The following is a 23,221-nucleotide window of genomic DNA, read 5'->3' as shown; positions in this document are numbered from 1 at the left end:
GACTCCGGTCCGCGCTTCGTAGCGCGGGCTCGCGTACGGGGTAAGGTAGTCATTATGACCGTGCGGGCGGCGAATCGCTTACAGCGACGCTTTCGCCCAGCCAGTCCAGGTAGGCCGGCAGGCCGTCAGCGATGTCCAGCGCGATCAGCTCGGGCACGTCGTACGGATGCAGTTCGAGCAGGCGCGCCTGCAGGGCCGCGACGGCCGCGGCGCGGGTCTTGATGAGCAGCAGCACTTCGGTGTCCTCCTGTACCGCGCCTTCCCAGCGGTAGGTGGAGGTCAGGCCGGGCAGGCGGCTGACGCAGGCGGCCAGGCGCGCCTCGACGAGCGCGCGGGCGATGCGCGCGGCCGAGGCTTCGTCGGGGCAGGTGCACAGCAGCAGTCGGGCGTCGGTCATGGCATTCGGTCGCGTGAGCGTCGGACCAGTCTACGCAGCCGCGGCAGCGCGTGCAGGGGACTTTTTTCATGGCGGCCCTTGAAAGCGTCGCAGGGGTCCTCCATCTGGCGTGACAGGGCGGCGCGGTCTTCAAAACGGGATCGGCTGCCGCTAAAATTGGCACTCAACACCGCCGAGTGCTAACAAGGCGGTGAAATTTTCTTCAACATCAACGACTTGGTGGAAATGTCATGAGCAAACTGCGTCCGCTGCACGACCGCGTGATCGTCAAGCGCCTGGAAGAGGAGAAGGTCTCCGCAGGCGGCATCGTCATCCCCGATTCGGCCACCGAAAAGCCGATCCGCGGTGAAGTCCTGGCCGCCGGCGAAGGCAAGATCCTGGACGACGGCAAGGTCCGCCCGATGGCGGTCAAGGTCGGCGACAAGGTCCTGTTCGGCAAGTACTCGGGCACCGAGGTCAAGGTCGAGGGCGACGAACTGCTGGTCCTGCGCGAAGACGACATCGTGGCGGTGATCGAGGGCTGATTCCGCGCCTCCGGTCCGGCGCCGCATCCCGATGCCGAGCGCCGACCGCTGCGGGGACGCCGTCCGGCACCTACCTCCGATTTTCCATAACTGATTACCGAAAAAGGTTGAACCATCATGGCAGCTAAAGAAGTACGTTTCGGCGAAGACGCCCGCGCGCATCTGCTCAAGGGCGTGAACACGCTCGCCAACGCGGTCAAGGTCACGCTGGGTCCGAAGGGCCGCAACGTCGTGCTCGAGAAGAGCTTCGGCGCCCCGACCATCACCAAGGACGGCGTGTCCGTCGCCAAGGAAATCGAGCTGGAAGGCAAGCTCGAGAACCTCGGTGCGCAGATCGTCAAGGAAGCCGCTTCCAAGACGTCCGACATCGCCGGTGACGGCACCACCACCGCCACCGTGCTGGCGCAGGCGTTCATCCGCGAGGGCATGAAGGCGGTCGCCGCCGGCATGAACCCGATGGATCTGAAGCGCGGCATCGACAAGGCCGTGACCGCGGCCGTCGGCGAGCTGAAGAACCTGTCCAACCCGACCGCCGACGACAAGGCGATCGCCCAGGTCGGCACCATCTCGGCCAACTCCGACGCCAACATCGGCGACATCATCGCCGAGGCCATGAAGAAGGTCGGCAAGGAAGGCGTGATCACGGTCGAGGAAGGCTCGGGCCTGGACAACGAGCTGGACGTGGTCGAGGGCATGCAGTTCGACCGCGGCTACCTGTCGCCGTACTTCATCAACAACCAGCAGAGCCAGCAGGTCGAGATGGAAGACCCGTTCATCCTGCTGCACGACAAGAAGGTCTCCAACGTGCGTGACCTGCTGCCGGTGCTCGAGGCCGTCGCCAAGGCCGGCAAGCCGCTGCTGATCGTCGCCGAGGAAGTCGAGGGCGAGGCGCTGGCCACGCTGGTGGTCAACACCATCCGCGGCATCGTCAAGGTCGCCGCCGTCAAGGCGCCGGGCTTCGGTGATCGTCGCAAGGCGATGCTGGAAGACATGGCCGTGCTGACCTCCGGTCAGGTCATCTCCGAGGAAGTCGGTCTGCAGCTGGAGAAGGCCACGATCAACGATCTGGGCCGTGCCAAGCGCGTCGTCATCACCAAGGAAAACACCACCATCATCGATGGCGCCGGTGAAGCCGAGAAGATCCAGACCCGCATCGGCCAGATCAAGGCGCAGATCGAGGAGACCTCCTCGGACTACGACCGCGAGAAGCTGCAGGAGCGCGTGGCCAAGCTGGCCGGCGGCGTGGCCGTCATCAAGGTCGGTGCCGCCACCGAGGTCGAGATGAAGGAGAAGAAGGCGCGCGTCGAGGACGCCCTGCACGCCACGCGTGCGGCCGTCGAGGAAGGCGTGGTCCCGGGCGGCGGCGTCGCCCTGATCCGTGCGCTGTCCGCGGTCGAGGGTCTGACCGGCGACAACGTCGACCAGAACCACGGCATCGCCATCACCCGTCGCGCCCTGGAAGCGCCGCTGCGCGAAATCGTCAGCAATGCCGGCGAAGAAGCCAGCGTGGTGCTGAACAAGGTGAAGGAAGGCAAGGGCAACTTCGGCTACAACGCCGCCACCGGCGAATTCGGCGACATGATCGAATTCGGCATCCTGGACCCGACCAAGGTCACGCGTTCGGCGCTGCAGAACGCTTCCTCGGTCGCCGGTCTGGCCATCACCACCGAGGCCGTCGTGGCCGAACTGCCGAAGGACGACAGCGCCGATGCCGGCGCCGGTGCCGGCGGCATGGGTGGCATGGGCGGTATGGGTGGCATGGGCGGCATGATGTAAGCCCGGTCATTCGACCTGCGACACGAAAAACCCCGCTTCGGCGGGGTTTTTCTTTGCCCGGTTTCCGTGGGTGTGGCGGCGTACAATGGTGGATTGTCCCGGGAAATCCACGCGCATGGCGCTCAGCTCCACCATCCACAAGGCCGAACTGTCGATCAGCGACATGGATCGGCATTACTACGCCAGCCACGCGCTGACCGTTGCCCGTCATCCGTCGGAGACTGAACAGCGCATGATGGTGCGGCTGCTGGCATTCGCGCTGTACGCCGATGACCGGCTGCGGTTCGGTCGCGGCCTCAGCGATGACGACGAGCCGGCGCTGTGGCGTAAGGACTACAGCGAGGCGATCGAGCTGTGGATCGACGTCGGCGAGCCGGACGAGGCTCGCGTGCGCAAGGCCTGCGGTCGGTCGCAGCAGGTGGTGGTGATCAATTACGGCGGGCATGCCGCAGAGCTGTGGTGGGCGCGCGTCGGCGCGACGCTGCGGCGTCACCGCAATCTGTGTGTGCTGGACGTGGATGCCTCGACGCTGGAGCAGCTGGTCGCGCGCTGCGATCGCGGCATGCGCTGGCAGTGCCTGATCCAGGACGGCGAATTGCAGCTCATCGATGGCGACCGCACGCTGGCGGTGCGGCTGGATGCGCGCATGGGCGACTACGCGGTGGCCTGACTCCCGGTCATCGCGGCGACGGACGCGGATATCGAGCCGCGTCCGCCGGTCGCTGTTCGAAGGGGTCAGGGTGAGGAGACCGATGGTGTCGCCGCCTGCGGCTGGGCGTTCGGCATCGTGTCGGCGGCGGTCCGGGCGTGTTCCGAAGGCGTCGACGGCGAGGCCATCGTCGCGGCCTTCGCCCACAGCGCATCGTCGAGTTTGCCCTTCAGGCGCAGGCGGGCGATGTTGGTCATGCCCTTGTCCAATTGCTTCTGATCGGCGTCTTCGTCCGGTTTCGGCGCGTCCGGTGCGCGCGTGAGCGCGGCGAGCTTCGGCGCGACCAGCTGCGTCAGCGCGAAGTAGTTGTCGTGGATCGCGGTGCGCGCCAGTAGCATGCCCGGCAGTTCCCACGCGGCCACGTTCTTTTCGACCGGCTTGCCCGTCTTCAGGCGCGAGGTGTCGATCAGCAGGTACGGTACGGTCTGTACCAGGAAGCCCTGGCCGTTGCGGAAGCCGGCCTGCTGGAACGCCGGCACGATGGCCGGCAGGTGATCGCCGAAGAACACGATCAGCGTCGGCCGCTTGCGCTGGGCCAGCGTGTCGGCCAGGCGGCCCAGCTGCTGGTCGGCATGGCGGATGTGGTAGATGTAGTTCTGCAGCTCGACCTTGGCCTGTCCCGTCACCGTCGGCGGCACCGGAATGGCGTCGCGCACCTTGGTGTCGATGCCGAAATCCTGGTTGTACGGCCCGTGTGCCTCGATGCTGATGCCGAGCACGAAGCGCGGCGGTCCGTCGGCCGGCAGCTGACGCAGCAGCTCGTCGGTGAACGACTTGTCGGACATGTACTTGCCGTCGTGCACCGCATCGTTCGGCGGGAAGTCGTTCTGCGAGACGAAGCGGTCGAAGCCCAGCGCCTTGAACGCCGTGGAGCGGTTCCAGAAGCCCGGGTCGTTGCCGTGCACGGCCAGGGTCTCGTAGCCGTGCTGCTTCAGCAGCCGCACGATGCCGGGAATGGTCTTGCTGTGGATCTGCAGGTACGGGAACTGGATATCCGGGAAGTAGCGAAGCGGCAGGCCGGTGAGCACTTCGAACTCGGTGCGGATGGTGCCGCCGCCGAAAGTCGGCGAATGCATCTCGCCGGACACGCCGTGCCGGGCCAGTCGCCGCAGGTTGGGCATGAAATCGGTGCCCTGCGGATAGCCGTTGAGGATGGTCGGGTCGAAGAACGACTCGCTGAGAATGACGACGATGTCGGGCTTGCCGTCGTTGTCGGCCGCCGCGTTGTCCGCGGATTTCGCGCGCTGGATCGCCGGGTCGTAGCTGGCCATCATCTGCAGTGCGTCGCCGACGTTGGGCTTGTCCTTTTCCGCGCTGTACTGCAGGCGGAACAGCATCAGCGAGCTGATCAGGCCGGTGTGCTTGGCGGTGGCCTTGGCCGACCACGGCTGCATGCCCAGCGTGCCGCGGCTGTAGACCACGGACCAGGAAGAAAGGCCGAGCGCGAGGGTGCCCAGCAGCGCGAACGCGATCATGCCGCCGGCGAGCCGGTGGCGCGAACGGCGCTGTAGCAGCCGTGGCTCGTAGCGGATCAGTGCTGCCAGCAGCACGATGCCGCCGAGGATCAGCAGATACGGCCATGCGCTGTGCGGCAGGTAGCCGCTGAGCAGTTCGCCGCCGCCGTCGCCCATCTGTCCGACCATCTGGAAATCGGCCGGCATCAACGGCGAGCCGAGGTTGGCGACCTTGAGCGCATTGACGCCGAACACCAGTGCTTCCGCGCCGAGGGCGAGCACGAAGGCCAGCAGCGCCTTGCGCATCAGCACCAGCAGGAACAGTGCCAGCAGCAGGCCGGGCAGCGCATTGGCGATCATGCGCCAGGGCGCGGCCCACCAGTGCGCCCAGGCCGGGGAACTCCATAGCGCGCGCGGTGCGACCCCGGCACCGCCATCAAGCAGGCTCGTGGCCAGCACGAACAGCGCCGACAGCACGACGAGAAGCCCCGCCTTCGACCACGGCGACCACTGCGCCAGGGGCTTGATGTGTACGGAATGTGTCATGGACGAACCCGCATCGTGGCTTGCCGTGCGCCGTCGTGGCGCATCTCTGCAAGCATACTGAAGTGTAAATGTAACGATACGGACATGAACGCCAGATCACGAACGAAACGCCGGTATGCGGCCGTTCAGGTGCTGGCGTGCGCCGCCATGCAGGCGATAATGCGCGCATGAGCACCATTCCGTTGCCGCAATCGCTCGAGAGCCGGGTGGCCGAGCGTTACGCCGAAATCATCGCCCGTTGCCGCACGGCCGGCGTCACGGTTCAGGATGATGCCGGCGTCGCCGAGCGCATCCGCCGCATGCTGCTGGTCAGCGATTTCGCCGGCGAGGTGCTGATGCGCCAGCCGCACTTGCTCGGCGCGGCCGGGCTCGACTGGCTGCGTGGCGGGGGCGATGTCGCGACCCGCGCAGAAAAACTGCATCTGCCCGAGGATGAGGCCGGGTGCATGCGGGCCTTGCGCGAGTTCCGCGATGCCGAGGCGATGCGCCTGGTGTTCCGCGACGCCAACGGGCTGGATGCGCTCAGCGACACGCTCGGCGATACCAGCGCGTTGTACGAGGCGCTGCTCCAGCGCGCGCTGGTCTGGTCAGAGGCGCACATCGCGGAGCGTTTCGGCGTGGCGCGTAACGTCGAGGGCGAAGCGCAGAGGCTGGTGGTGCTGGGTTTCGGCAAGCTCGGCGGCAACGAGCTGAATTTCTCTTCCGACGTCGATCTGATCCTCAGCTATGCCGAGTCGGGCCAGAGCGACGGTCATCGCAGTCTCGACAACGGCGAATATTTCGCGCGCGTGGGTCGGCAGTTCGTGCGTCTGCTGGCCGAGCCGACCGAGCAGGGCATCGTCGCCCGCGTCGATCTGCGCCTGCGTCCGTTCGGCAGCGCAGGCCGCCTGGCACTGCCTTTCTCGGCGATGGAGCAGTACTACCAGCGCGAAGGGCGCGACTGGGAACGTTACGCCTGGATCAAGGCCCGTCCGGTGGCCGGCGACCGCAGCGCGGGCAAGGTCCTGCTGCAGATGCTGCGTCCGTTCGTGTACCGCAGGTACCTCGATTACACCGCCTTTGCCGGATTGCGCGACATGAAGGCGCGCATCGATGCCGAGGTGGCGCGCAAGGACCTGTCGGAGAATCTGAAGCAAGGGCCGGGCGGCATTCGCGAGATCGAATTCGTGGTGCAGTTGGAGCAACTGATCCGCGGTGGCCGTGATCCGTCGCTGCGTGTGCGCGGTCTGGTCCCGGCGTTGGACGCCTGCGAGGCGCACGGGTACATCCCGGGGCGGCGTGTGCGACGGCTGCGCGAGTCGTGGGCCTTTCTGCGACATCTGGAGAATCGCGTGCAGATGCTGCGCGATGCACAGACCCACGACGTGCCCGACGACCCGATGCTGCGCGAGCGACTCGCGTTGGGACTGGGCTATGCGGACTGGGCGGCGCTGGCGACCGAGCTGGCGCAGCATCGCGCCGCGGTCACCGAGGAATTCCACGCGGTGCTGGTGCCCGAGGCCGGTGCGCACGCCGCGGCGCCGGCGGACGACACCGCGCTGTGGCGTGCGGCCACCGAGCAGGTGCTGACCCCGGAGCGGCTGCGGGACAGCGGTCTGTCCGACGCGCAGACGCTGGCCGATGCCCTCAACAAGCTGCCCCAGGCTGCCACCGTGCGTGCGATGTCGGCGCGCAGTCGCGAGCGGCTGGAGCGATTGATGCCGCAGTTGATCGCCGCCGCCCGCGCGACCGCGGCGCCGGAGATCTGTCTGCGCCGTCTGACCCGGCTGGTACAGGCGGTGGCGCGGCGCTCGTCCTACCTGTCGTTGCTGGAAGAGCAGCCGGCCGCGCGCAAGCGGCTGGCGCAGCTGTTCGCCGAGCGCGCCTTCCTGGCCGAGTGCGTGATCGCGCAGCCGCTGCTGCTGGACGACGTATTCGATCCGCGCATGGAGCACCTGCCGCTCAAGCGTGCCGACATTGCCGACGAGATCGCCCGCGCGCTCAAGGCGCTGGACGTGCGCGATGCCGAGGGCGATCTGGAGCGTATCAACGAATTGAAGGCCAGTCTGGCGTTCCGACTGGGGTTGGCGTTCAGCGATGGTCGCGCGGACGCGGTCGCCTGTGCGCGGCGCCTGGCGGGGCTTGCGGCCGAGACCGTCGGCGCAGTGCTGGCGCTGGCCGAGCGCGAGCTGGTGGCCCAGCATGGCCGTCTGCCCGGCGAGGGCTCCGGTTTCAGCGTGCTCGGCTACGGCAGTCTGGGCGGCGATGAGCTGGGGTTCGCCTCGGACCTGGATCTGGTGTTCGTGTTCGACGGCGAGCGCGCGCAGCAGCGCAGCGACGGTGCGCGGTCGCTGGACGGCGTGCGCTGGTATCAGCGGCTGGCGCAGCGGGTGATGCACTGGCTGTCCGTGCTGACCCGCGCCGGTCGGTTGTACGAGGTCGATGCGCGTCTGCGGCCGGATGGCGCCAAGAGCATGCTTGTCACCAGTCTGGAGGCCTTCGACGCCTACCAGCGCGGGCGGGCCTGGACCTGGGAACACCAGGCGCTGCTGCGCGCGCGGCCGGTGGCGGGCGATGCGGCGCTCGGTGAGCGTCTGCGCACGGTGCGGCGTGACGTGCTGTTGCAGCCTCGCGATCCAGAGCGGGTGCGCGATGAAGTGCGGGAAATGCGACGTCGCTGGCGGCGGGAGCGTGACCGCTCACATGCGATGCAGCTGGATCTGAAGCAGGGTGCCGGTGCGCTGCTGGATATCGAATTTCTGCTGCAGGGGCTGGTGCTGTCCCATGCGTCGAAACACCCGGCGCTGCTGCAGCACACGGCCAATGCGGCGTTGATCGATGCCTGCGCGGCGGAGGGGCTGCTCGACGGCGCGCAGGCGGAAGTTCTGCATGCCGCGCACGAGGCGCTCCTGCAGCGTTCGCTGGAGTGCACGCTCGACAACCGACCGCGGCTGTTGCCGCGGTCGGCGTCGATCGAGCGTCATTGCGAAGCCGTGATGCGTACGGCGGAGGCGCTGGGGTTCGACTTCGAGGCGTCGGAAGACGCCGGTCCACCAACTTGGGGCGGCGTCAGCCCAGGCGCTGCTTGAGCTGCTTGGACACGTTGCCCATGTCGGCGCGGCCGGCGGCACGCTCCTTCAGCAGGGCCATGACCTTGCCCATGTCGCGCATGGACTCGGCGCCGGTCTCGGCGATGGCAGCGTCAATCATGGCCGTCAATTCTGCTTCGTCCAGCTGGGCCGGGAGGTAGGCCTCGATCACGCCGATCTCGAAACGCTCGGTTTCAGCGAGATCCTCGCGCCCGGCGCTTTCGTACTGGCTGACGGAATCTCGGCGCTGCTTGAGCATCTTCTCCAGTACGCCCAGCACCTGAGCTTCATCCAGCTCGACACGCTCGTCGACTTCCCGCTGCTTGATGGCGGCGTTGATCAGGCGAATGACGCCCAGGCGCGGCTTGTCGCCGCTGCGCATGGCGGTCTTCATGTCTTCGGTAAGCCGGGATTTCAGGGTCATGAGGTTTTCCTGGTGAAAGACTGCAAACGCGAAAAGCCGGTGTCGAGATCTCGACACCGGCCAATGCAGGCATGTTGTGCGCAGGGCTCGGTGTCACCGCGCCGCCGAAGCGGTCGGGCGAATCAGCCGCGCGCAGGCTGCCTGATGCTCAGTACAGACGCGTGCGGCGCGCGGTATCGCGCGACAGGCGGCGCAGGTGACGCTTCACCGCAGCCGCGCGCTTGCGCTTGCGCTCCTGAGTCGGCTTCTCGTAATACTCCCGCTTGCGGGTTTCGGCGAGCACGCCGGCCTTTTCGCAGGTACGCTTGAAGCGACGCAGGGCGAGCTCAAACGGCTCGTTCTCGCGGACTTTGACGCTGGGCATGGAATCTCCACTTGGTAAACTGGCCCGCTGAAATCGGGCGAGCCGCGAAGTATAACGTGTACATGAGCAAATTTTCAAAGCCTGTGTTGGGCATCGAATCGTCCTGCGATGAGACCGGGGTGGCTGTGTATCAGCCGGGGCGCGGTCTGCTGGCCCATGCGCTGTACTCGCAGGTGAAACTGCACGCCGATTACGGCGGTGTGGTGCCGGAACTGGCCAGCCGCGATCACGTGCGCAAGCTGCTGCCGCTGGTGCGCGAGACGCTGGATCGTGCCGGGCTGGGCATGCGCGATCTTGGCGGCGTGGCCTACACGGCCGGGCCGGGGTTGGTCGGCGCGCTGTTGGTCGGCGCCAGCGCGGCGCGCGCGATGGCCTGGGCGCTGGATCTGCCGGCCATCGGCGTGCACCACATGGAAGGGCATCTGCTGGCGCCGCTGCTGGAACCCGATCCGCCGCAGCCGCCGTTCGTGGCGCTGCTGGTGTCCGGCGGCCACTCGATGCTGGTCGCGGTGCGCGGCATTGGCGACTACGAGGTGCTGGGCGACACCCTGGACGACGCCGCCGGCGAGGCCTTCGACAAGACTGCCAAGCTGATGGGGCTGCCGTACCCGGGCGGCCCGGCGCTGGCCGCGGAGGCGCTGAAGGGCGATCCGGGCGCCTTCCATTTCTCGCGTCCGATGACCGACCGACCCGGTCTGGATTTCAGTTTCTCGGGCCTGAAGACGCAGGTGCTGCTGGCCTGGAACAAGAGCGATCGCAGCGAACAGACCCGCGCCGATGTCGCCAGCGGTTTCGAACAGGCCATCGTCGAGACGCTGGCGATCAAGTGCCGGCGCGCGCTGGAAGCCACCGGCATGTCGCGTCTGGTCATCGCCGGCGGCGTCGGTGCCAACCGCCGCCTGCGCGCGCAGCTGGCCGAGGCCGGCGAGCGCGAGGGCTTCAGCGTGCACTTCCCGCGGCTGGAGTTCTGCACCGACAACGGCGCGATGATCGCGCTGGCCGGCGCCATCCGGCTGGCCGCCGGGCAGGAGCAGGGGCCGCAGATCCGCGTGCAGCCGCGCTGGAGCCTGGAAACGCTGGAGCCGGTGCCGACCGCCTGAGCGCTTGCCGCTACACTGTCCGGCCTGCAACGCACCACTGCATCCGAGGAAGGGCATGGATATCGTCTTCATCGAACGACTCAAGATCGACACCATCATTGGCATCTACGAGTGGGAGCGGATGGTGCGCCAGACGGTGACACTGGATCTGGACATGGCGTTCGACAACACCGCGCCGGCCGCCACCGACAACATCGATGACGCGCTGAACTACAAGGCGGTATCCAAGCGTCTGATCGAGTTCGTCGAAGGTTCCGACTTCGGGCTGGTCGAGACCCTGGCCGAACGCTGCGCGCAGATCGTGCGCGAGGAATTCGGCGTGACCTGGCTGAAGCTTCGGCTGCGCAAGCCGGGCGCGGTGCGCGGCGCCAAGGCCGTCGGCGTGCAGATCGAGCGCGGTACGCGTCCCGAATGACCGCGGTTCTTCTCAGTCTGGGCAGTAATATCGAGCCCGAGCGCCACCTGCGTGCGGCGCTGACGGCGCTGCGCGAGCGTTTCGGCGCACTGCGCATCTCGCCGACCTACCGTACTGCGTCCGTGGGCTTCGAGGGTGCGGCGTTCCTCAATCTCGGCGTCGGTCTCGATACCGACCTGGAGCCGGAAGCGTTGAACGCCTGGCTGCACGCGCTGGAGGACGCCGAGGGTCGCCGCCGCGACGGACCGCGTTTTTCCAGTCGCACGCTGGACATCGACATTGTGCTGTTCGGCGACCGCGTCGTGCGCGGTCCGGGTCACCTGCAGATTCCGCGTGACGAACTTCGCCATGCTTTCGTGCTGAAGCCGCTGGTCGACATTGCGCCTGAGACCGTGGTGCCGGGCGATGGCCGCACGCTAGCGCAGCTGTGGGCCGTGCACCCGGATTACGAGCGCGCCTTCGAGGTCTGCGCGCTGGAACCTGCCGCGACGGGCGCTTCCGCCAGCAAACAGGTATCCGGCTCATGACGTTGCGCAAGCAGGATCTGGTTGGTGTCTGGACCCTGGAGCGCTTCGTCGTGCATCGCGCCGACGGTGAGGATTTCGTCTGGCCAGGGAGGCAGAGCGGCACGCTGATCTACACCGATGACGGCTATGTCAGCGTCGCGCAGAACCGCGATCCGCTGCCCGATCCGACGCCGGAGGACCGCGCCCGCGAGTCCAACTTCTACACCGGCACCTATGTGCTGGACCTCGAGCACGGCCGTGTCGTGCACACGCCGCTGCAGTCCAGCGCGCCGGCCATCATCGGCGTGCCCGCCGAGCGCGCTGTGACGATGGATGCAGAGGGGCGGCTGTGGCTTTCTGGAGTGGGGTTGAAGGAACGCGTGACGCTGGTCTGGCGGCGGGCCTGAGACCCCGGGCGCAATGCCCGATCCGGCGGAGGGTCACGCCCAGTGCGCGTCGCGTCCGCCATCGACGCGCAGAATCTGGCCGGTCACGAATCCGGCATCCATCAGCAGCCAGCGTACGCTTTCGGCGATTTCCTCGACGCGGCCGATGCGGCCGAGCGGCGTGTGGGCAAGCATGGCTTCGCGCGCAGCCGGATCGCTTTCGTCCTCGGGCCACAGGATCGCGCCCGGCGCGACGGCGTTGACGCGCACGTCCGGGCCGAGTGTCGTGGCCATGCCTCGGGTCAGGGCTTCCAGCGCGGCCTTGGAGGCGGCATAGGCCAGCAGGTCGGGGCGCGGTCGTGCGGCGTGCAGGTCGGTGAGGTTGACGATGGCGCCGCACCGCTCGCGCAGCGCTGGCGCGGCGGCCTGGCACAGCAGGAACGGCGCGCGAGCATTGACCGCGAACAGCGTGTCCCACTGCGCTGCCGTGGTGTCTTCCAGGGGCGAGGCAAAGAAGGCCGAGGCATTGTTGACCAGTGCGTCGAGCCGGTGGAAGCGCTGCATGGCGGCGTCGACCAGCGTCTTCGCGGCCTGTGCCTCGGCGAGGTCGGCGGCGACGGCGTGCACGGAGTCCGCGCGCGCCGCCTGCAGATCCGCGCACAGCGTCCGCATGGCGTCGTCCGAGTTGCGATAGTGCAGCAGCAGATCGTATCCGGCGGCATGCAGGTGCCGTGCGATGCCGGCGCCGATGCGGCGAGCGGCGCCGGTGATCAGGGCGACGGGGCGGGAATCGTCATGGGTCTGCATTGGATGTGCGCACCTGTGTGGCTATGCTCTTGCCTTTATCCGCAAGTGTCCCGCTTTTCGATGGAACAGATCAAAGACTGGCTCGATTCGCCGTTCGCGCTGACCGTGTGGTATTCCCTCGGCCTGGTCTTGTTGGCGTGGCTGACCAACATCGTCACCCGTCGCGTGCTGCTGCGGCTGGTGCGCGCGGTGACGCGGCGCACGGTCTGGCACTGGGACGATGAAATGGTCGATGCCGGCGTGTTCAAGCGCCTGGCCCAGGTCGTGCCGATGCTTGTGATCCAGTTCGGCATCAAGCTTGTACCGAACGTGCCGGACGATTGGGACGCCGGCATCCAGCGACTGGCGCTGGCGATGACCGCGGTCTACGGTTTCCTCGCGCTCAGCGCCGTGTTCAACGCGCTGGAGGCGCTCTACCAGAAGACGCCGCATGGGCGCATGCGCTCGATCAAGGGCTATGTGCAGCTGGTCAAGATCATGCTGTTCGTGGTCGGCGCGATCATCATCATCGCGACGCTGGTCGGTCGCTCGCCGCTGCTGCTGCTGTCCGGGCTGGGCGCGATTTCGGCGGTGCTGCTGTTGGTGTTCAAGGACACCATCCTCAGCCTCGTCGCCAGCGTGCAGATCGCCACCAACGACATGCTTCGCGTGGGCGATTGGATATCCATGCCGCAGTTCAACGCCGACGGCGACGTCATCGACATCGCCTTGCACACGGTGAAGGTGCAGAACTGGGACAAGACCATCACCACCATTCCCACCTGGCGGTTGATCTCCGATTCGTTCCAGAACTGGCGTGGTATGCAGGACGCCGGTGCGCGGCGCATCAAACGGGCGATCTATCTGGATGCCGGTAGCGCGCGGTTCCTCCGCGACGACGAGAAAAAGCACCTCTGCCGTTTCCGCCTGCTCAAGGACTACCTGCAAAGGAAGCAGGACGAGCTGGCTGAATGGAACAGCGCGCTGGGCGATCCGGGCAACGTGCCGGTCAACCAGCGGCGTCTGACCAATCTCGGCACGTTCCGCGCCTATGCGCTGGCCTACTTGCAGGCGCATCCGCACATCAATCACGAGTTGACCTGCATGGTGCGCGTGCTCGATCCGACGCCTGCGGGCATCCCGGTGGAGGTGTATTGCTTCACCAACACCACGGCCTGGGTCGAGTACGAGGGCATCCAGGGCGACATCTTCGATCACCTGATGGCGATCCTTCCCGAGTTCGGCCTGGCGCTGTTCCAGCAGCCCACGGGCCGCGACATGCGTGCCGGTCTCGGGCGCATGGGCGAGGATGGCGGTTCGGGCGACACGCATGCACGACTGGATTCGCCTCCGCGCGATGCGCACAATGGCGGGTAGACAAGTACGTAGCGCGGGATGCGCGGGGGAGGAGTGATGGCTGGACGATTCGCACGCAGCTGGGCGCTGGCCAAGGCCAGTGCCGGCATGCTCAATCGGGAGCGCCGTCTGTTGGTGTTTCCATTGCTTTCGGGGCTGTGCTGCCTGTTGGTGCTGGCAAGCTTCGCCGCGCCGGTCTTCGCCGCGTTCGAGGCGCATTCCGGCAGCGCGCCGGTGCAATCGATGCAGCATTCGAGCGGGTTCTACATCGGCCTGTTCGTGTTCTACGTCGTGCAATACAGCGTGATCTTCTTCTTCAATACCGCGTTGGTGGGCTCGGCGATGGCCTGCATGAACGGCGAGCGTCCGAGCGTCGGCGACGGGCTGCGTCTGGCCGCCTCGAAGTGGCCGCAGATTCTCGGTTACGCGCTGATCGCCTCCACCGTGGGCATGGTGCTGCGCATGCTGCAGGAACGGCTGGGGCTGATCGGCCGTCTGTTGATCGGTCTGGTCGGACTTGCCTGGACCGTGGCGACCTTCCTGGTGGTGCCGGTGCTGGCGGCGACCGATGTCGGGCCGTATGAAGCGGTCAAGCGCAGCACGCAGCTGCTCAAGCAGACCTGGGGCGAGAACATCATCGGCAACGCCGGAATCAGCGTGGTGTTTTCGCTGGGCTTCATGCTGATCGTGGTAGCGCTATTCGCCGGCATCACGTTCAGCGTCTCGCTGCATGCGGCGGTGCTGATCCCCGTGCTGGCCGTGCTCGGCGTGCTGGCCTTCATCGCGCTGGCGCTGATCCAGTCGGCCTTGCAGGGCATCTACGCTGCCGCCCTGTACCGCTACGCCGAATACGGCGATGCCGGCAACGGTTTCGATCAGGCGCTGCTGGATCAGGCGTTTCGCAGCAAGCGTTGATCGTTCGTGAGTGCGTGGCGCCGTCAGGCGCTGATCGAGCTTCCAGAGTTGCGGGTCTGCATCGAGCAGGCCCGCACGCCGATGGCGCTCTGGATCGAGCTGAAGCTTGCTTTCGATGAGGCCGTTCGGCGTAAGGATGCGTCATCAATACGGCGGACTCTGCGTTTCGCTGACTGGTGCTGTTCGGACCGTTCGGGCCGTTTGCCCAACGATGCGTCGACGGCAGCTGTATGCGCTTTCTACGAACACCTTCCCGATGACCGGACATGCTGGCATCGATTCAGTGAATGGTTCTTTCCGCACGAATTCGAGCGTCTGCTGCCGATATTCGCCTTTCATCTTTCGGCACCGGACCTCGAGATATTGAAGAGCGCCTATGCGCAAGGACGCGACCAGCTCGTGTGAGGCGTGACTTGCCGAAAATCTTTGGTCTGGCCGAACGCGGTCATACCTCTTCTTGTGACGCCGCGTCGATGTGAGCGGGGCAACCATGACTTTCGGGCCATGGGGGTTTGCCGACCGTGAATGTAACATTATAACATTACAGTTCGATGCTCCCTCTCACCGCTTGTCCGGAATATCTGTCCCGATGAAGAAAACCACGCTTGCCCTGGGTCTTGCCCTGGCCCTGTCCGCTCCGTCCGTGTTCGCCGCCACGCAGCCGGTCGCTCCCCAGCCGGCTCCGGACGCCAACCACGGCCAGACGCAGAAGAAGGCCGTCGACCTGAATGCCGTCGAGGTCAGCACGACGCTGGACCAGTCGCGCAATGCCCTGTCGCCGGAAACCGGCAGCAGCCAGTACGTGATGACGCAGCACGCGATCCAGAAGCTGCCGTTGGGCGACGCGACGCCGGTCAATCAGGTGCTGCTGCAGGCGCCGGGCGTGGTCAAGGATTCCTATGGCGGGCTACACGTGCGCGGCGACCACGGCAACCTGCAGTACCGCATCAACGGCGTGATCATTCCCGAGTCGATCTCCGGATTCGGACAGACGCTGGACACGCGCATCATCCATACCGTGAAGCTGCTCGACGGCGCGCTGCCGGCGCAGTACGGCGAGCGCACTGCGGCAGTGGTCGACATCACCACCAAGAACGGCCATGAGCTGGGCAACGGCGGCAGTGTCGGCGTTACCGGCGGTTCGTTCGGCACCATCAACCCGAACGCCTCGGTCTGGGGCAGCCACGGACGCTGGAGCTTCTTCGGCACCGCCAACTATCTGCAGAGCGATGTCGGCATCGAGAACCCGACGCCCAGCCGCAAGCCGATCCACGATCACACCAACCAGGTGAAGGGCTTCGGTGACCTGAGCTACCTGGTCAACGATCACACCCGCGTCAGCTTCATGTTCGGTGTGACCCACAACCGGTTCGAGATCCCCAACAACCCGGATCAGCAGCCGTCGTTCCAGTACATGAATCAGACCGCGTTCAATTCGGCGGATCTGAACGAGCGCCAGAACGAGACCACGCGCTTTGGCGTGCTGTCCCTGCAGGGGCAGCTGGGCAAGACCGACTATCAGGTGTCGCTGGGCCAGCGCTACAGCAGCCTGGACTTCATGCCGGACAGGATCGGCGACCTGATGTTCAACGGCGTCAGCTCGGCCATCGACCGCAGCAACCGCGCCAGCACGCTGCAGGCCGACTTCTCCACGCCGCTCAATGACACCAACACGCTGCGCTATGGCCTCTACGGCAGTTTCGAGCGTGCACTGAGTACCAACAACGCCTACGTGTTCCCGGCCGACGCGAACGGCAACCAGACCAGCACCACGCCCATCAACATCTTCGACGGCAACCGCATCATCGCCAAGACCTGGGCCGCCTACGTGCAGGACGAATGGAGCATCGGCGACAAGTGGACCGTGAACTACGGTCTGCGCGGCGACAAGTACCAGGCCTTCCGCACCGAGAGCCAGCTCAGCCCGCGTCTGGGCGTGGTCTATCAGGCCACCGACAACACCACGGTCCACGCCGGCTACGCCCGCTACTTCACGCCACCGGCGACCGAGCTGATCAGCACCGACAACATCGCCAAGTTCGCCGGCACGACCAATGCGCTGGATGGCGCCAACGGTAACGACACGCCGTTGTCGCAGCGTTCGGACTACTTCGACCTGGGCGTGCAGCAGAACATCGGCAACAACCTGACGCTGGGTCTGGACGCCTACTACCGCAAGGTCCGCCGCCTGCAGGACGAAGGCCAGTTCGGCGCCGCGTTGGTGTATTCGACGTTCAACTACGCCAAGGGCCGCGTCCATGGCGTGGAGTTCACCGCCAACTATGCGTCGGGTCCGCTGTCGGCGTACTTCAACCTGGCGCTGAGTCGTGCCATGGGCGAGCGCGTCATCACCAGCCAGTACAACTTCGCGCCCGAAGACCTGGCCTACGTCGCCGATCACTACATTCATCTGGACCACGACCAGAAGCTGGCCTCGTCCGGCGGTGTCAGCTACGACTTCGGCGATGCCACTTCGGTCGGTGCGAACTACATCCTCGGCAGCGGTCTGCGCAAGGACGGCAGCGTGCCGAACGGCGCCTCGCTGCCGTACTACTTCCAGCTGAACCTGAGCGTGTCGCACGACTTCACCTTCGCCGACACAGGCAAACTGCACACACAGCTGGCCGTCATCAATGCACTCGACCGCACCTACGAGCTGCGTGACGGCAGTGGCATCGGCGTCGGTGCGCCGCAATTCGGTCCCCGTCGCGGTCTGTACCTGACCGTGCAGAAGCATTTCTGATCACCGTCCCCGCGGTTTGCGCGCCGCGTCCGGCCATCGTGCCGGGCGCGGTCTGCGCCCGGGAATCAGAACAGTAGAAATCGACCGGACGGGACCTTCGTTCTGCTCGGCGGGCGTTCGTCTCGGCCGTGTCCGCCGCTCGGACTTCCCGCATCGGCTATCCTTGCGGCGATGAATCCGAACGCCGTATCCATGCATTCCCACCTGCCCGAACCCGACGACGAAGAACGCGCCCACGCCGAACGGCTGGCCGAACACCTGCGCGAGGAAATCGCCGCGCAGGGACCGATGCCGTTCTCGCGCTTCATGGAGCGCTGCCTGTATGCGCCGGGACTGGGCTACTACAGTGCCGGCAAGCCGAAATTCGGCGCGGCCGGCGATTTCGTCACTGCGCCCGAGCTGGGCGATTTGTTTGCGCAGTGCGTTGCGCACACGCTGGCACCGGCGCTGCGCGAGCTCGGTCCGCAGGCCGAGATGATCGAGCTGGGCGGCGGCAGTGGTGCATTCGCCGAGGCCGCGATCAAGGCGCTCGACGCCGCCGGCGCGATGCCCTACCGCTATCGCATCCTCGAGCCGAGCGCGGATCTGCGCGAACGGCAGGGCGAACGGCTGCGCGCGGCGCTGCCGCCGAAGCTGCATGCGCGCGTGGCCTGGCTGGAGCGGCCGCCGGAACAGGCATGGCGCGGCGTGCTGTTCGCCAACGAAGTCATCGATGCGCTGCCTGCCACGCGCTTCACCCTGCATGAGGGCGAGGTGTTCGAGGAGCACGTCGAGGCCGACGAGGCGGGCCGCTTCCAGCGCAGTGCGCGTCCGGCCGATCCGCTGGTGGCCGGCGCCGTGCGTCATCTCGAACGCGCGCTGGGCGGACGTTTCGCCGAGGGCTACCGTTCCGAGCTGCTGCCGCAGTTGCCGTACTGGATGCAGGCCGTTGCCGGCACGCTGGAGGCCGGGTTGATGCTGTTCGTCGATTACGGCTATCCGCGCGCCGAGTACTACCATTCCGAGCGCACCGACGGCACGCTGCGCGCGTTCTACCGCCAACGCATGCATGCCGATGTGCTGCGTTATCCGGGGTTGCAGGATCTGACCGCGTCGGTCGATTTCACCGCGCTGGCCGAGGCCGGCGTGCAGGCTGGCTTCGAGATGGCGGCGTATCTGCCGCAGGCGCAGTTTCTGATCGCCAGCGGCTTGCAGGAGGCGTTCCAGGCCGCGCACGCGCAGGCCGCCGACGAGCAGACCCGCTACGCGCTGGCGCAGGAGGTCAAGCATCTGACCCTGCCGGGCGAGATGGGCGAGCGCTTCCAGGTGATGCTGTTCACGCGCGGTCTGCAGGCCGACGTACTGCCCGAGGACGTGCGTCTGGCGGACCGTTCGCAGCGGCTGTAGGCGCGTCCGATACCTCCGCGCGCGGCGTCATGCCGTTGCGGGTTTCTCCACTTCGGCGATGGCGCGCGTGCGGGCACGCTGCATGGCTTCGCCGATGGCTGGCCCTTGCAGCCCCTGTTCGATGAACGGTGCGGCCGTGACCGTGACCGCCGCCGCGCGCGCCGCACGCAGGAAATCGGCCTGCGGATAGGCGTCGTCAGCATGGCCGGTGCGGCCGCGGGCGTCGGCTTCGCAGGCCGTCAGGAACGTCTCCAGGCGCTGCGGGCGGCGCAGGGCATCGAGCTTGTCCAGCAGGCCGAGTACGGTCTTCGGTTTCAGCTGCAGCGCGCGGTGCGCGTGCAGATGCTCGCGGCAGACCAGCAGTCCGAGGTCGCGGTAGTCGGTTGGCAGCTTCAGGCGCTTGGCCAGCGCGCGCACAGGTTCGGTGCCGCGTTGTTCGTGCATGATGTGGCGCGGCCATTCGGCTTCCGGCGTGCGCGCCTTGCCAAGATCGTGGACCAGGGCGCAGAAGCCGACCAGGTCGTCACCGGGCGCCAGCCGTGCGGCCATGTCGAGGACCAGTTCGACGTGCACGCCGGTGTCGATTTCCGGATGGTATTCGGCGCGCTGCGGTACCCCGTACAGCGCGTCGATCTCGGGAAACAGCACACGCAGCGCGCCGGCCTGGCGCAACACCTGCAGGAAGGCCGATGGCTGCGGCTCGCGCAGCGCCTTGCGGGTCTCGGCCCAGACGCGTTCGGGCACCAGGTGATCGATCTCGCCATCGGCGGTCATGCGCTGCATCAGCGCCATGGTTTCCCCGGCGACGCGAAAGCCCAACGGTGCGTAGCGCGCGGCGAAGCGGGCCACGCGCAGCACGCGCACCGGGTCCTCGGCGAACGCCGGCGAGACGTGACGCAAAACGCGCGCTTCGAGATCGGCCGCGCCGCCGAAGGGATCGACCAGCGCGCCGTCGGCGTCCTCGGCCATGGCGTTGATGGTGAGGTCGCGGCGGATCAGGTCCTGTTCCAGTGTCACCGTCGGTTCGGCGTGGAAGGTGAAGCCATGGTAGCCGCGGCCGCTCTTGCGTTCGGTGCGCGCGAGCGCGTATTCCTCACCGCTCTCGGGATGCAGGAACACCGGGAAATCGCTGCCGACCGGCTTGTAGCCGGCTTCGATCAGTTCTTCGGGGCGTGCGCCCACGACCACGTAGTCGCGATCGGCGACGGGGCGTTGGAGCAGCTTGTCGCGGACCGCGCCGCCGACCAGATAGATGCGCATGCCGGCATTGTGCCATGCGCGCGATGCGCGCAAGCGACGGTCAGCGCGGCTGCCGGCGCATGCGGTCGAGCTGGCGTTGCCGTCCTGCGTCGGCGACCAGGATCGGCAGCAGGGTCGCGAAATGATGCGGCTTGATGCCCAGTTCTTTCAGGCCGTCGCGTTTGCCGACCGAGGCCGTGCGCAGCGACTTGAAGTTGTCCAGCGTGAAGGGCTTGCCCGGCAGCAGGCCCAGTACGCGTGCCTGCAGGCGTCCCAGCGTGTCCGGCAATCCGACCACGGCCCGGCGCAGACTGGCCGCGTCGCGGATCATGCGCACGATCTGTTCCAGCGTGTAGGTCTCTGGACCGTACAGTTCGAAGGTGCGTCGGCTGCTCAGCGTGTCGTCGGCCACGCAGCGGGCGATGGCCTCGGCGACATCGCCGGCGAAGACCGGCGCCATTAGCGCGTCCGGCCGAGCCAGCGGCATCACCGGCGCCATACGCAGCAGGGCATGGAAGCGCGAGATCAGACCATCGCCGAGACCGTAGATCACGCTCGGCTGGTAGAGGGTCCAGTCCAGCGCCGAGGCTTTCACGATGGCCTCGGCTTCGCCACGCGACTTCAGGTAATTCGACAGTCCCTGGCCGGCCTTCAGCGAACTCATCTGATGCAGGCGAGGCACGCCGCCATCGCCGCAGGCCTCGATGACGGTGCGGGTCAGCGCGACATGGACGTCGCCGAAGCGCTGGTGGCGCGTCTCGTTGAGAATGCCGACCAGATTGATCACGGCGTCGGCATCCCGGAAATGCTCGGTGAGCACGCCGCGCTCGTGGACCGAGGCGCTGCGCACGCGCACGTTGGGCAGCACTTCCAGTGCGCGGTGCTGCTCGCGGTTGCGCGAGAGCAGGGTCAGTCGATGACCGTCCGCCGCCAGCCGGGGCACCAGATAGCGGCCGACGAAACCGGTCGCACCGAGCAGAACGAGAGTCTTGGTCTTCATGTAGGCCGAATTGTGCTTGATCGCGCGACGGTCGCCTACCCTGTTCAGGGCTTGGCGGCTGTGGAGGCCGTCTGCGTGCTCGGACACTGCACGGCTTCACGCGGTGTGCTCGCGGTGGGTGGCGTGTACGGCTTGCCGAAACGCGGCATGCGCTGCGCCAGCGTCACGGTGCGCTGATGCAGGCGCCAGTCGTACAGTACGCTGAAGGCCATCACGCGGGCCACATACTCGCGCGTCTCGTGGAAGGGCATGGTGGCGACGAACAGGTCCGGCGGCAGGTCGCCGCGCGCGGACAGCCATTTGTCGACCTGCTTGGGGCCTGCGTTGTAGGCCGCGCTGGCCAGCCATGGGGCGCCGCCATAGCGCGCCGCCATCTGCGCCAGATAGTGCGTACCCAGGGCAATGTTGAGTTTCGGGTCGTACAGATCGTTGGCGCCGCCGTAGGGCAGTTTCAGGCGCCTGGCGACCCGGCGCGCAGTGCTCGGAAGCAGCTGCATGAGGCCGTAGGCGTTGGCGCCGGAGCGGGCGTCGGTCACCCAGGCGCTCTCGGCGCGGATCAGGGCGTAGGCCCAGGCTGGATCGATGCCGGCGTCCTCGGCCTGTTCGCTGACCCGATCCTGACGCGCCAGCGGGAAACGCTGGTCGTAGAGCTTGATCGCGTCGCCGCTGCTGAAGGTGAAGATGGCGCGGTCATACCAGCCGCGCTGGTAGGCCAGCATCGCCGCCTGTCGACGGGTGGCGGCGCTGGCGCCGCGCAGGGCATGCACCCATTCGCGGCGCGCCAGCTTGGGCTGGTTCACGGCATACAGTTCAAAGGCGCGGTCCAGTCCGGGGTTGGCGAGGAGGGCGGTTTCGTCAAGCGGTGCATCGGTCGCGTGCGCTGGGCAGATCGTGTACGGCTCGTGCAGGCGGTCCGCGGCGAGAAAGCCGAAATACGTGGTCTGATCCGCCAGTTCGGCGTAGGCCTTGTGGGCGGCATGCTTGTAGCCCATCGCACTCAGCGCGCGGGCGTGGAAGTAGCGCCACTCGTTGTCGTGTTGTTGCACGGCCGGCATGGCCGCGTAGGCATCGAGCACGCCTTGCCAGTCGCGCCGGGCCAGCGCCACGCGCAACCGCCAACCGCGCGTGGCGTCGCTTTGCGCGTCGGCCGGCAGGGCCCGCAGGCGCTGGATCGCGTCGTGGGTGAAGTCCGTGGCGCGGAACAGCGCCATGTCGTGTTCGATATCGCGGCGCTGGGATTTGGTGAAGTGCAGCTGGCGGCGAAGTTTTGGCCACAGTGCGTCGGCCTGGTCGCTGCTTTTGCGCGTCAAATGGCGCATGGCGATGGTGGCGGCCTGGCGGTTGCGGGTGTCGTCCGGCCAGTGCACGGCGTCGGCGGCGGCGCGCGCGGGATCGCGCAGCGCCAGCGCCAGGTGCTGGGCGTGACGGGCGTCGCGTCCGTGCAGCCAGCGCCCCAGCGAAGCCACGGTGCCGCCGCGCCCGGCGTCGACGGCGCGATCGATGCGCTGCCAAAGACGCTTGCGGGTCAGCAGTTTGTGGTCGTGCGCCCAGCTCAGGATCGGATCGCAGTCGGCGGGCAGGGAGGCGTGCTTCCACAGGCCGGCGAGATCGCGATCGAACGTCAGTGCGTGGCCGGCGGCCAGCCGGCCCTGAAGGTGATCGCAGGTCAGCGTCGCGCCGAGTCCGGGGCGATACAGCGCGTTGAAGCCGTTCCAGTCCCGACGGCGCGCCAGTTCATGCAGAAAATCGCGACGCAAGTCATGCGCCGGAAGCATGTTCGGCCAAGCCTGCAGATACGCCTCGACCTGCTTGCGGGTGACGGTACGAAGCTGGCTTTCCAGCGCCGCTGCCTGCAGGTATGGATACAACGGGTAGTGCTTGAGTGAGGTCGCCTGTTTCTTCCAGGCCGGGTCGCCGCGTTCGGCGCTGGCGTAGGCCTGGATGAAGGCGGCGCGCTGCGCCTGGCGGGACGAGGCGTGTGTCGTGTTCTTCGCGGCGTGCTGGGCAGCGGCATGAGCGGCCAGCGTCGGCAGCCCGCAACTTGCCAGCAGGGCCAGTGCGCGGAGCCCCCTTCGCGCGATATTCGGTGCGTTCGACAGCAACAATTCCATGGGCAGAATGCTTCCG

General features: G+C 66.9%; 21 protein-coding genes. 13 read left to right on the top strand and 8 right to left on the bottom strand.

Features of this window, described 5'->3' with window-relative positions:
- Positions 1–52: 52 nt before the first annotated feature.
- A complete protein-coding gene (gene cutA / locus HF690_RS06070; RefSeq protein ID WP_168608814.1) occupies positions 53–397 on the bottom strand; it encodes a divalent-cation tolerance protein CutA in 345 nt (114 codons plus the stop codon).
- A 230-nt stretch (positions 398–627) separates the two neighbouring features.
- On the opposite strand from cutA, the gene groES reads away from it, so the two are divergent.
- From groES to HF690_RS06055, 3 genes are all read left to right on the top strand, one after another.
- Positions 628–921: a co-chaperone GroES gene (groES, locus tag HF690_RS06065; protein ID WP_113064176.1), complete on the top strand. Its 294-nt coding sequence runs from the start codon at positions 628–630 to the stop codon at positions 919–921.
- 117 nt (positions 922–1,038) lie between these two features.
- Positions 1,039–2,697, top strand: coding sequence for a chaperonin GroEL (gene groL / locus HF690_RS06060; RefSeq protein WP_113064177.1), 1,659 nt, complete (start codon positions 1,039–1,041; stop codon positions 2,695–2,697).
- A gap of 115 nt (positions 2,698–2,812) precedes the next feature.
- On the top strand, positions 2,813–3,367 hold the full coding sequence (locus HF690_RS06055) for a YaeQ family protein (protein ID WP_168608813.1): 555 nt from the start codon (positions 2,813–2,815) through the stop codon (positions 3,365–3,367).
- 65 nt (positions 3,368–3,432) lie between these two features.
- On the opposite strand, the gene HF690_RS06050 is transcribed toward HF690_RS06055, so the two are convergent.
- Positions 3,433–5,406, bottom strand: a complete 1,974-nt coding sequence (locus tag HF690_RS06050) for an LTA synthase family protein (RefSeq protein WP_168608812.1) — start codon at positions 5,404–5,406, stop codon at positions 3,433–3,435.
- Between the two features lie 167 nt (positions 5,407–5,573).
- Here HF690_RS06050 and glnE point away from each other — a divergent pair, with 167 nt between their 5' ends.
- Positions 5,574–8,474 (top strand): bifunctional [glutamate--ammonia ligase]-adenylyl-L-tyrosine phosphorylase/[glutamate--ammonia-ligase] adenylyltransferase, encoded by a 2,901-nt coding sequence (gene glnE / locus HF690_RS06045; RefSeq protein ID WP_168608811.1) that lies wholly within the window; start codon positions 5,574–5,576, stop codon positions 8,472–8,474.
- Here the strand turns inward: glnE and HF690_RS06040 are convergent.
- Together HF690_RS06040 and rpsU are read right to left on the bottom strand one after the other, a co-directional pair.
- Positions 8,455–8,898 (bottom strand): GatB/YqeY domain-containing protein, encoded by a 444-nt coding sequence (locus HF690_RS06040; protein ID WP_113064181.1) that lies wholly within the window; start codon positions 8,896–8,898, stop codon positions 8,455–8,457. The two genes, glnE and HF690_RS06040, sit on opposite strands and share 20 nt — an antisense overlap.
- A gap of 148 nt (positions 8,899–9,046) precedes the next feature.
- Complete coding sequence (gene rpsU / locus HF690_RS06035; protein ID WP_043099318.1) at positions 9,047–9,262, bottom strand: 30S ribosomal protein S21; 216 nt, start codon at positions 9,260–9,262, stop codon at positions 9,047–9,049.
- Positions 9,263–9,324: 62 nt separating this feature from the next.
- Between rpsU and tsaD the strand changes: the two genes are divergently transcribed.
- The 4 genes from tsaD to HF690_RS06015 are packed head-to-tail and all read left to right on the top strand — an operon-like array spanning position 9,325 to position 11,690.
- Positions 9,325–10,362, top strand: coding sequence for a tRNA (adenosine(37)-N6)-threonylcarbamoyltransferase complex transferase subunit TsaD (tsaD, locus tag HF690_RS06030; RefSeq protein ID WP_168608810.1), 1,038 nt, complete (start codon positions 9,325–9,327; stop codon positions 10,360–10,362).
- A 55-nt stretch (positions 10,363–10,417) separates the two neighbouring features.
- Positions 10,418–10,777, top strand: coding sequence for a dihydroneopterin aldolase (gene folB, locus HF690_RS06025; protein ID WP_113064183.1), 360 nt, complete (start codon positions 10,418–10,420; stop codon positions 10,775–10,777).
- Positions 10,774–11,304: a 2-amino-4-hydroxy-6-hydroxymethyldihydropteridine diphosphokinase gene (gene folK / locus HF690_RS06020; protein ID WP_168608809.1), complete on the top strand. Its 531-nt coding sequence runs from the start codon at positions 10,774–10,776 to the stop codon at positions 11,302–11,304. Before folB ends, folK begins: the two co-directional genes overlap by 4 nt.
- The gene (locus HF690_RS06015) at positions 11,301–11,690 is read left to right on the top strand and encodes a lipocalin-like domain-containing protein (protein WP_168608808.1); all 390 of its coding nucleotides are present in this window, start codon (positions 11,301–11,303) and stop codon (positions 11,688–11,690) included. The genes folK and HF690_RS06015 overlap by 4 nt, the downstream gene beginning before the upstream one ends.
- Before the next feature lie 33 nt (positions 11,691–11,723).
- Here HF690_RS06015 and HF690_RS06010 read toward each other — a convergent pair whose 3' ends face one another.
- Positions 11,724–12,476: a pteridine reductase gene (locus HF690_RS06010; RefSeq protein WP_168608807.1), complete on the bottom strand. Its 753-nt coding sequence runs from the start codon at positions 12,474–12,476 to the stop codon at positions 11,724–11,726.
- 60 nt (positions 12,477–12,536) lie between these two features.
- Between HF690_RS06010 and HF690_RS06005 the strand changes: the two genes are divergently transcribed.
- From HF690_RS06005 to HF690_RS05985, 5 genes are all read left to right on the top strand, one after another.
- Entirely contained in the window at positions 12,537–13,832 is a 1,296-nt protein-coding gene (locus HF690_RS06005; RefSeq protein ID WP_168608806.1) for a mechanosensitive ion channel family protein, read from the top strand.
- Positions 13,833–13,868: 36 nt separating this feature from the next.
- Positions 13,869–14,726: a DUF6159 family protein gene (locus HF690_RS06000; RefSeq protein WP_113064188.1), complete on the top strand. Its 858-nt coding sequence runs from the start codon at positions 13,869–13,871 to the stop codon at positions 14,724–14,726.
- 6 nt (positions 14,727–14,732) lie between these two features.
- The gene (locus HF690_RS05995; RefSeq protein WP_113064189.1) at positions 14,733–15,131 is read left to right on the top strand and encodes a hypothetical protein; all 399 of its coding nucleotides are present in this window, start codon (positions 14,733–14,735) and stop codon (positions 15,129–15,131) included.
- Positions 15,132–15,315: 184 nt separating this feature from the next.
- Positions 15,316–17,469 carry a TonB-dependent receptor gene (locus HF690_RS05990; RefSeq protein ID WP_168608805.1) on the top strand — a complete coding sequence of 718 codons (2,154 nt, stop codon included), beginning with the start codon at positions 15,316–15,318 and terminating at the stop codon, positions 17,467–17,469.
- A gap of 192 nt (positions 17,470–17,661) precedes the next feature.
- Complete coding sequence (locus HF690_RS05985) at positions 17,662–18,855, top strand: class I SAM-dependent methyltransferase (RefSeq protein WP_168608804.1); 1,194 nt, start codon at positions 17,662–17,664, stop codon at positions 18,853–18,855.
- 27 nt (positions 18,856–18,882) lie between these two features.
- Here the strand turns inward: HF690_RS05985 and HF690_RS05980 are convergent, their stop codons facing one another.
- From HF690_RS05980 to HF690_RS05970, 3 genes are read right to left on the bottom strand one after another with little or no spacing between them, the layout of a single operon-like run.
- The gene (locus HF690_RS05980; protein ID WP_168608803.1) at positions 18,883–20,115 is read right to left on the bottom strand and encodes a multifunctional CCA addition/repair protein; all 1,233 of its coding nucleotides are present in this window, start codon (positions 20,113–20,115) and stop codon (positions 18,883–18,885) included.
- 40 nt (positions 20,116–20,155) lie between these two features.
- Positions 20,156–21,094 carry a complex I NDUFA9 subunit family protein gene (locus HF690_RS05975; protein ID WP_168608802.1) on the bottom strand — a complete coding sequence of 313 codons (939 nt, stop codon included), beginning with the start codon at positions 21,092–21,094 and terminating at the stop codon, positions 20,156–20,158.
- Positions 21,095–21,138: 44 nt separating this feature from the next.
- A complete protein-coding gene (locus HF690_RS05970) occupies positions 21,139–23,205 on the bottom strand; it encodes a transglycosylase SLT domain-containing protein (RefSeq protein WP_168608801.1) in 2,067 nt (688 codons plus the stop codon).
- Positions 23,206–23,221 lie beyond the last annotated feature (16 nt).

The organism is Oleiagrimonas citrea, assembly GCF_012395255.1.
GTDB lineage: Bacteria > Pseudomonadota > Gammaproteobacteria > Xanthomonadales > Rhodanobacteraceae > Oleiagrimonas > Oleiagrimonas citrea.
This window is presented reverse-complemented; position numbering and strand designations above follow the sequence as displayed.

What these genes read in the sequence shown, in the direction of transcription:
- HF690_RS06000 (WP_113064188.1), top strand. Translation starts at nt 13,869, where the DNA reads ATGGCTGGACGATTCGCACGCAGCTGGGCGCTGGCCAAGGCCAGTGCC.
- tsaD (WP_168608810.1), top strand. Translation starts at nt 9,325, where the DNA reads ATGAGCAAATTTTCAAAGCCTGTGTTGGGCATCGAATCGTCCTGCGAT.
- HF690_RS06050 (WP_168608812.1), bottom strand. Translation starts at nt 5,406, where the DNA reads ATGACACATTCCGTACACATCAAGCCCCTGGCGCAGTGGTCGCCGTGG.
- HF690_RS06015 (WP_168608808.1), top strand. Translation starts at nt 11,301, where the DNA reads ATGACGTTGCGCAAGCAGGATCTGGTTGGTGTCTGGACCCTGGAGCGC.
- HF690_RS06040 (WP_113064181.1), bottom strand. Translation starts at nt 8,898, where the DNA reads ATGACCCTGAAATCCCGGCTTACCGAAGACATGAAGACCGCCATGCGC.
- HF690_RS06005 (WP_168608806.1), top strand. Translation starts at nt 12,537, where the DNA reads ATGGAACAGATCAAAGACTGGCTCGATTCGCCGTTCGCGCTGACCGTG.
- cutA (WP_168608814.1), bottom strand. Translation starts at nt 397, where the DNA reads ATGACCGACGCCCGACTGCTGCTGTGCACCTGCCCCGACGAAGCCTCG.
- folB (WP_113064183.1), top strand. Translation starts at nt 10,418, where the DNA reads ATGGATATCGTCTTCATCGAACGACTCAAGATCGACACCATCATTGGC.
- groL (WP_113064177.1), top strand. Translation starts at nt 1,039, where the DNA reads ATGGCAGCTAAAGAAGTACGTTTCGGCGAAGACGCCCGCGCGCATCTG.
- folK (WP_168608809.1), top strand. Translation starts at nt 10,774, where the DNA reads ATGACCGCGGTTCTTCTCAGTCTGGGCAGTAATATCGAGCCCGAGCGC.
- glnE (WP_168608811.1), top strand. Translation starts at nt 5,574, where the DNA reads ATGAGCACCATTCCGTTGCCGCAATCGCTCGAGAGCCGGGTGGCCGAG.
- HF690_RS05980 (WP_168608803.1), bottom strand. Translation starts at nt 20,115, where the DNA reads ATGCGCATCTATCTGGTCGGCGGCGCGGTCCGCGACAAGCTGCTCCAA.
- HF690_RS06055 (WP_168608813.1), top strand. Translation starts at nt 2,813, where the DNA reads ATGGCGCTCAGCTCCACCATCCACAAGGCCGAACTGTCGATCAGCGAC.
- rpsU (WP_043099318.1), bottom strand. Translation starts at nt 9,262, where the DNA reads ATGCCCAGCGTCAAAGTCCGCGAGAACGAGCCGTTTGAGCTCGCCCTG.
- HF690_RS05975 (WP_168608802.1), bottom strand. Translation starts at nt 21,094, where the DNA reads ATGAAGACCAAGACTCTCGTTCTGCTCGGTGCGACCGGTTTCGTCGGC.
- HF690_RS05985 (WP_168608804.1), top strand. Translation starts at nt 17,662, where the DNA reads ATGCATTCCCACCTGCCCGAACCCGACGACGAAGAACGCGCCCACGCC.
- HF690_RS06010 (WP_168608807.1), bottom strand. Translation starts at nt 12,476, where the DNA reads ATGCAGACCCATGACGATTCCCGCCCCGTCGCCCTGATCACCGGCGCC.
- HF690_RS05990 (WP_168608805.1), top strand. Translation starts at nt 15,316, where the DNA reads ATGAAGAAAACCACGCTTGCCCTGGGTCTTGCCCTGGCCCTGTCCGCT.
- HF690_RS05970 (WP_168608801.1), bottom strand. Translation starts at nt 23,205, where the DNA reads ATGGAATTGTTGCTGTCGAACGCACCGAATATCGCGCGAAGGGGGCTC.
- groES (WP_113064176.1), top strand. Translation starts at nt 628, where the DNA reads ATGAGCAAACTGCGTCCGCTGCACGACCGCGTGATCGTCAAGCGCCTG.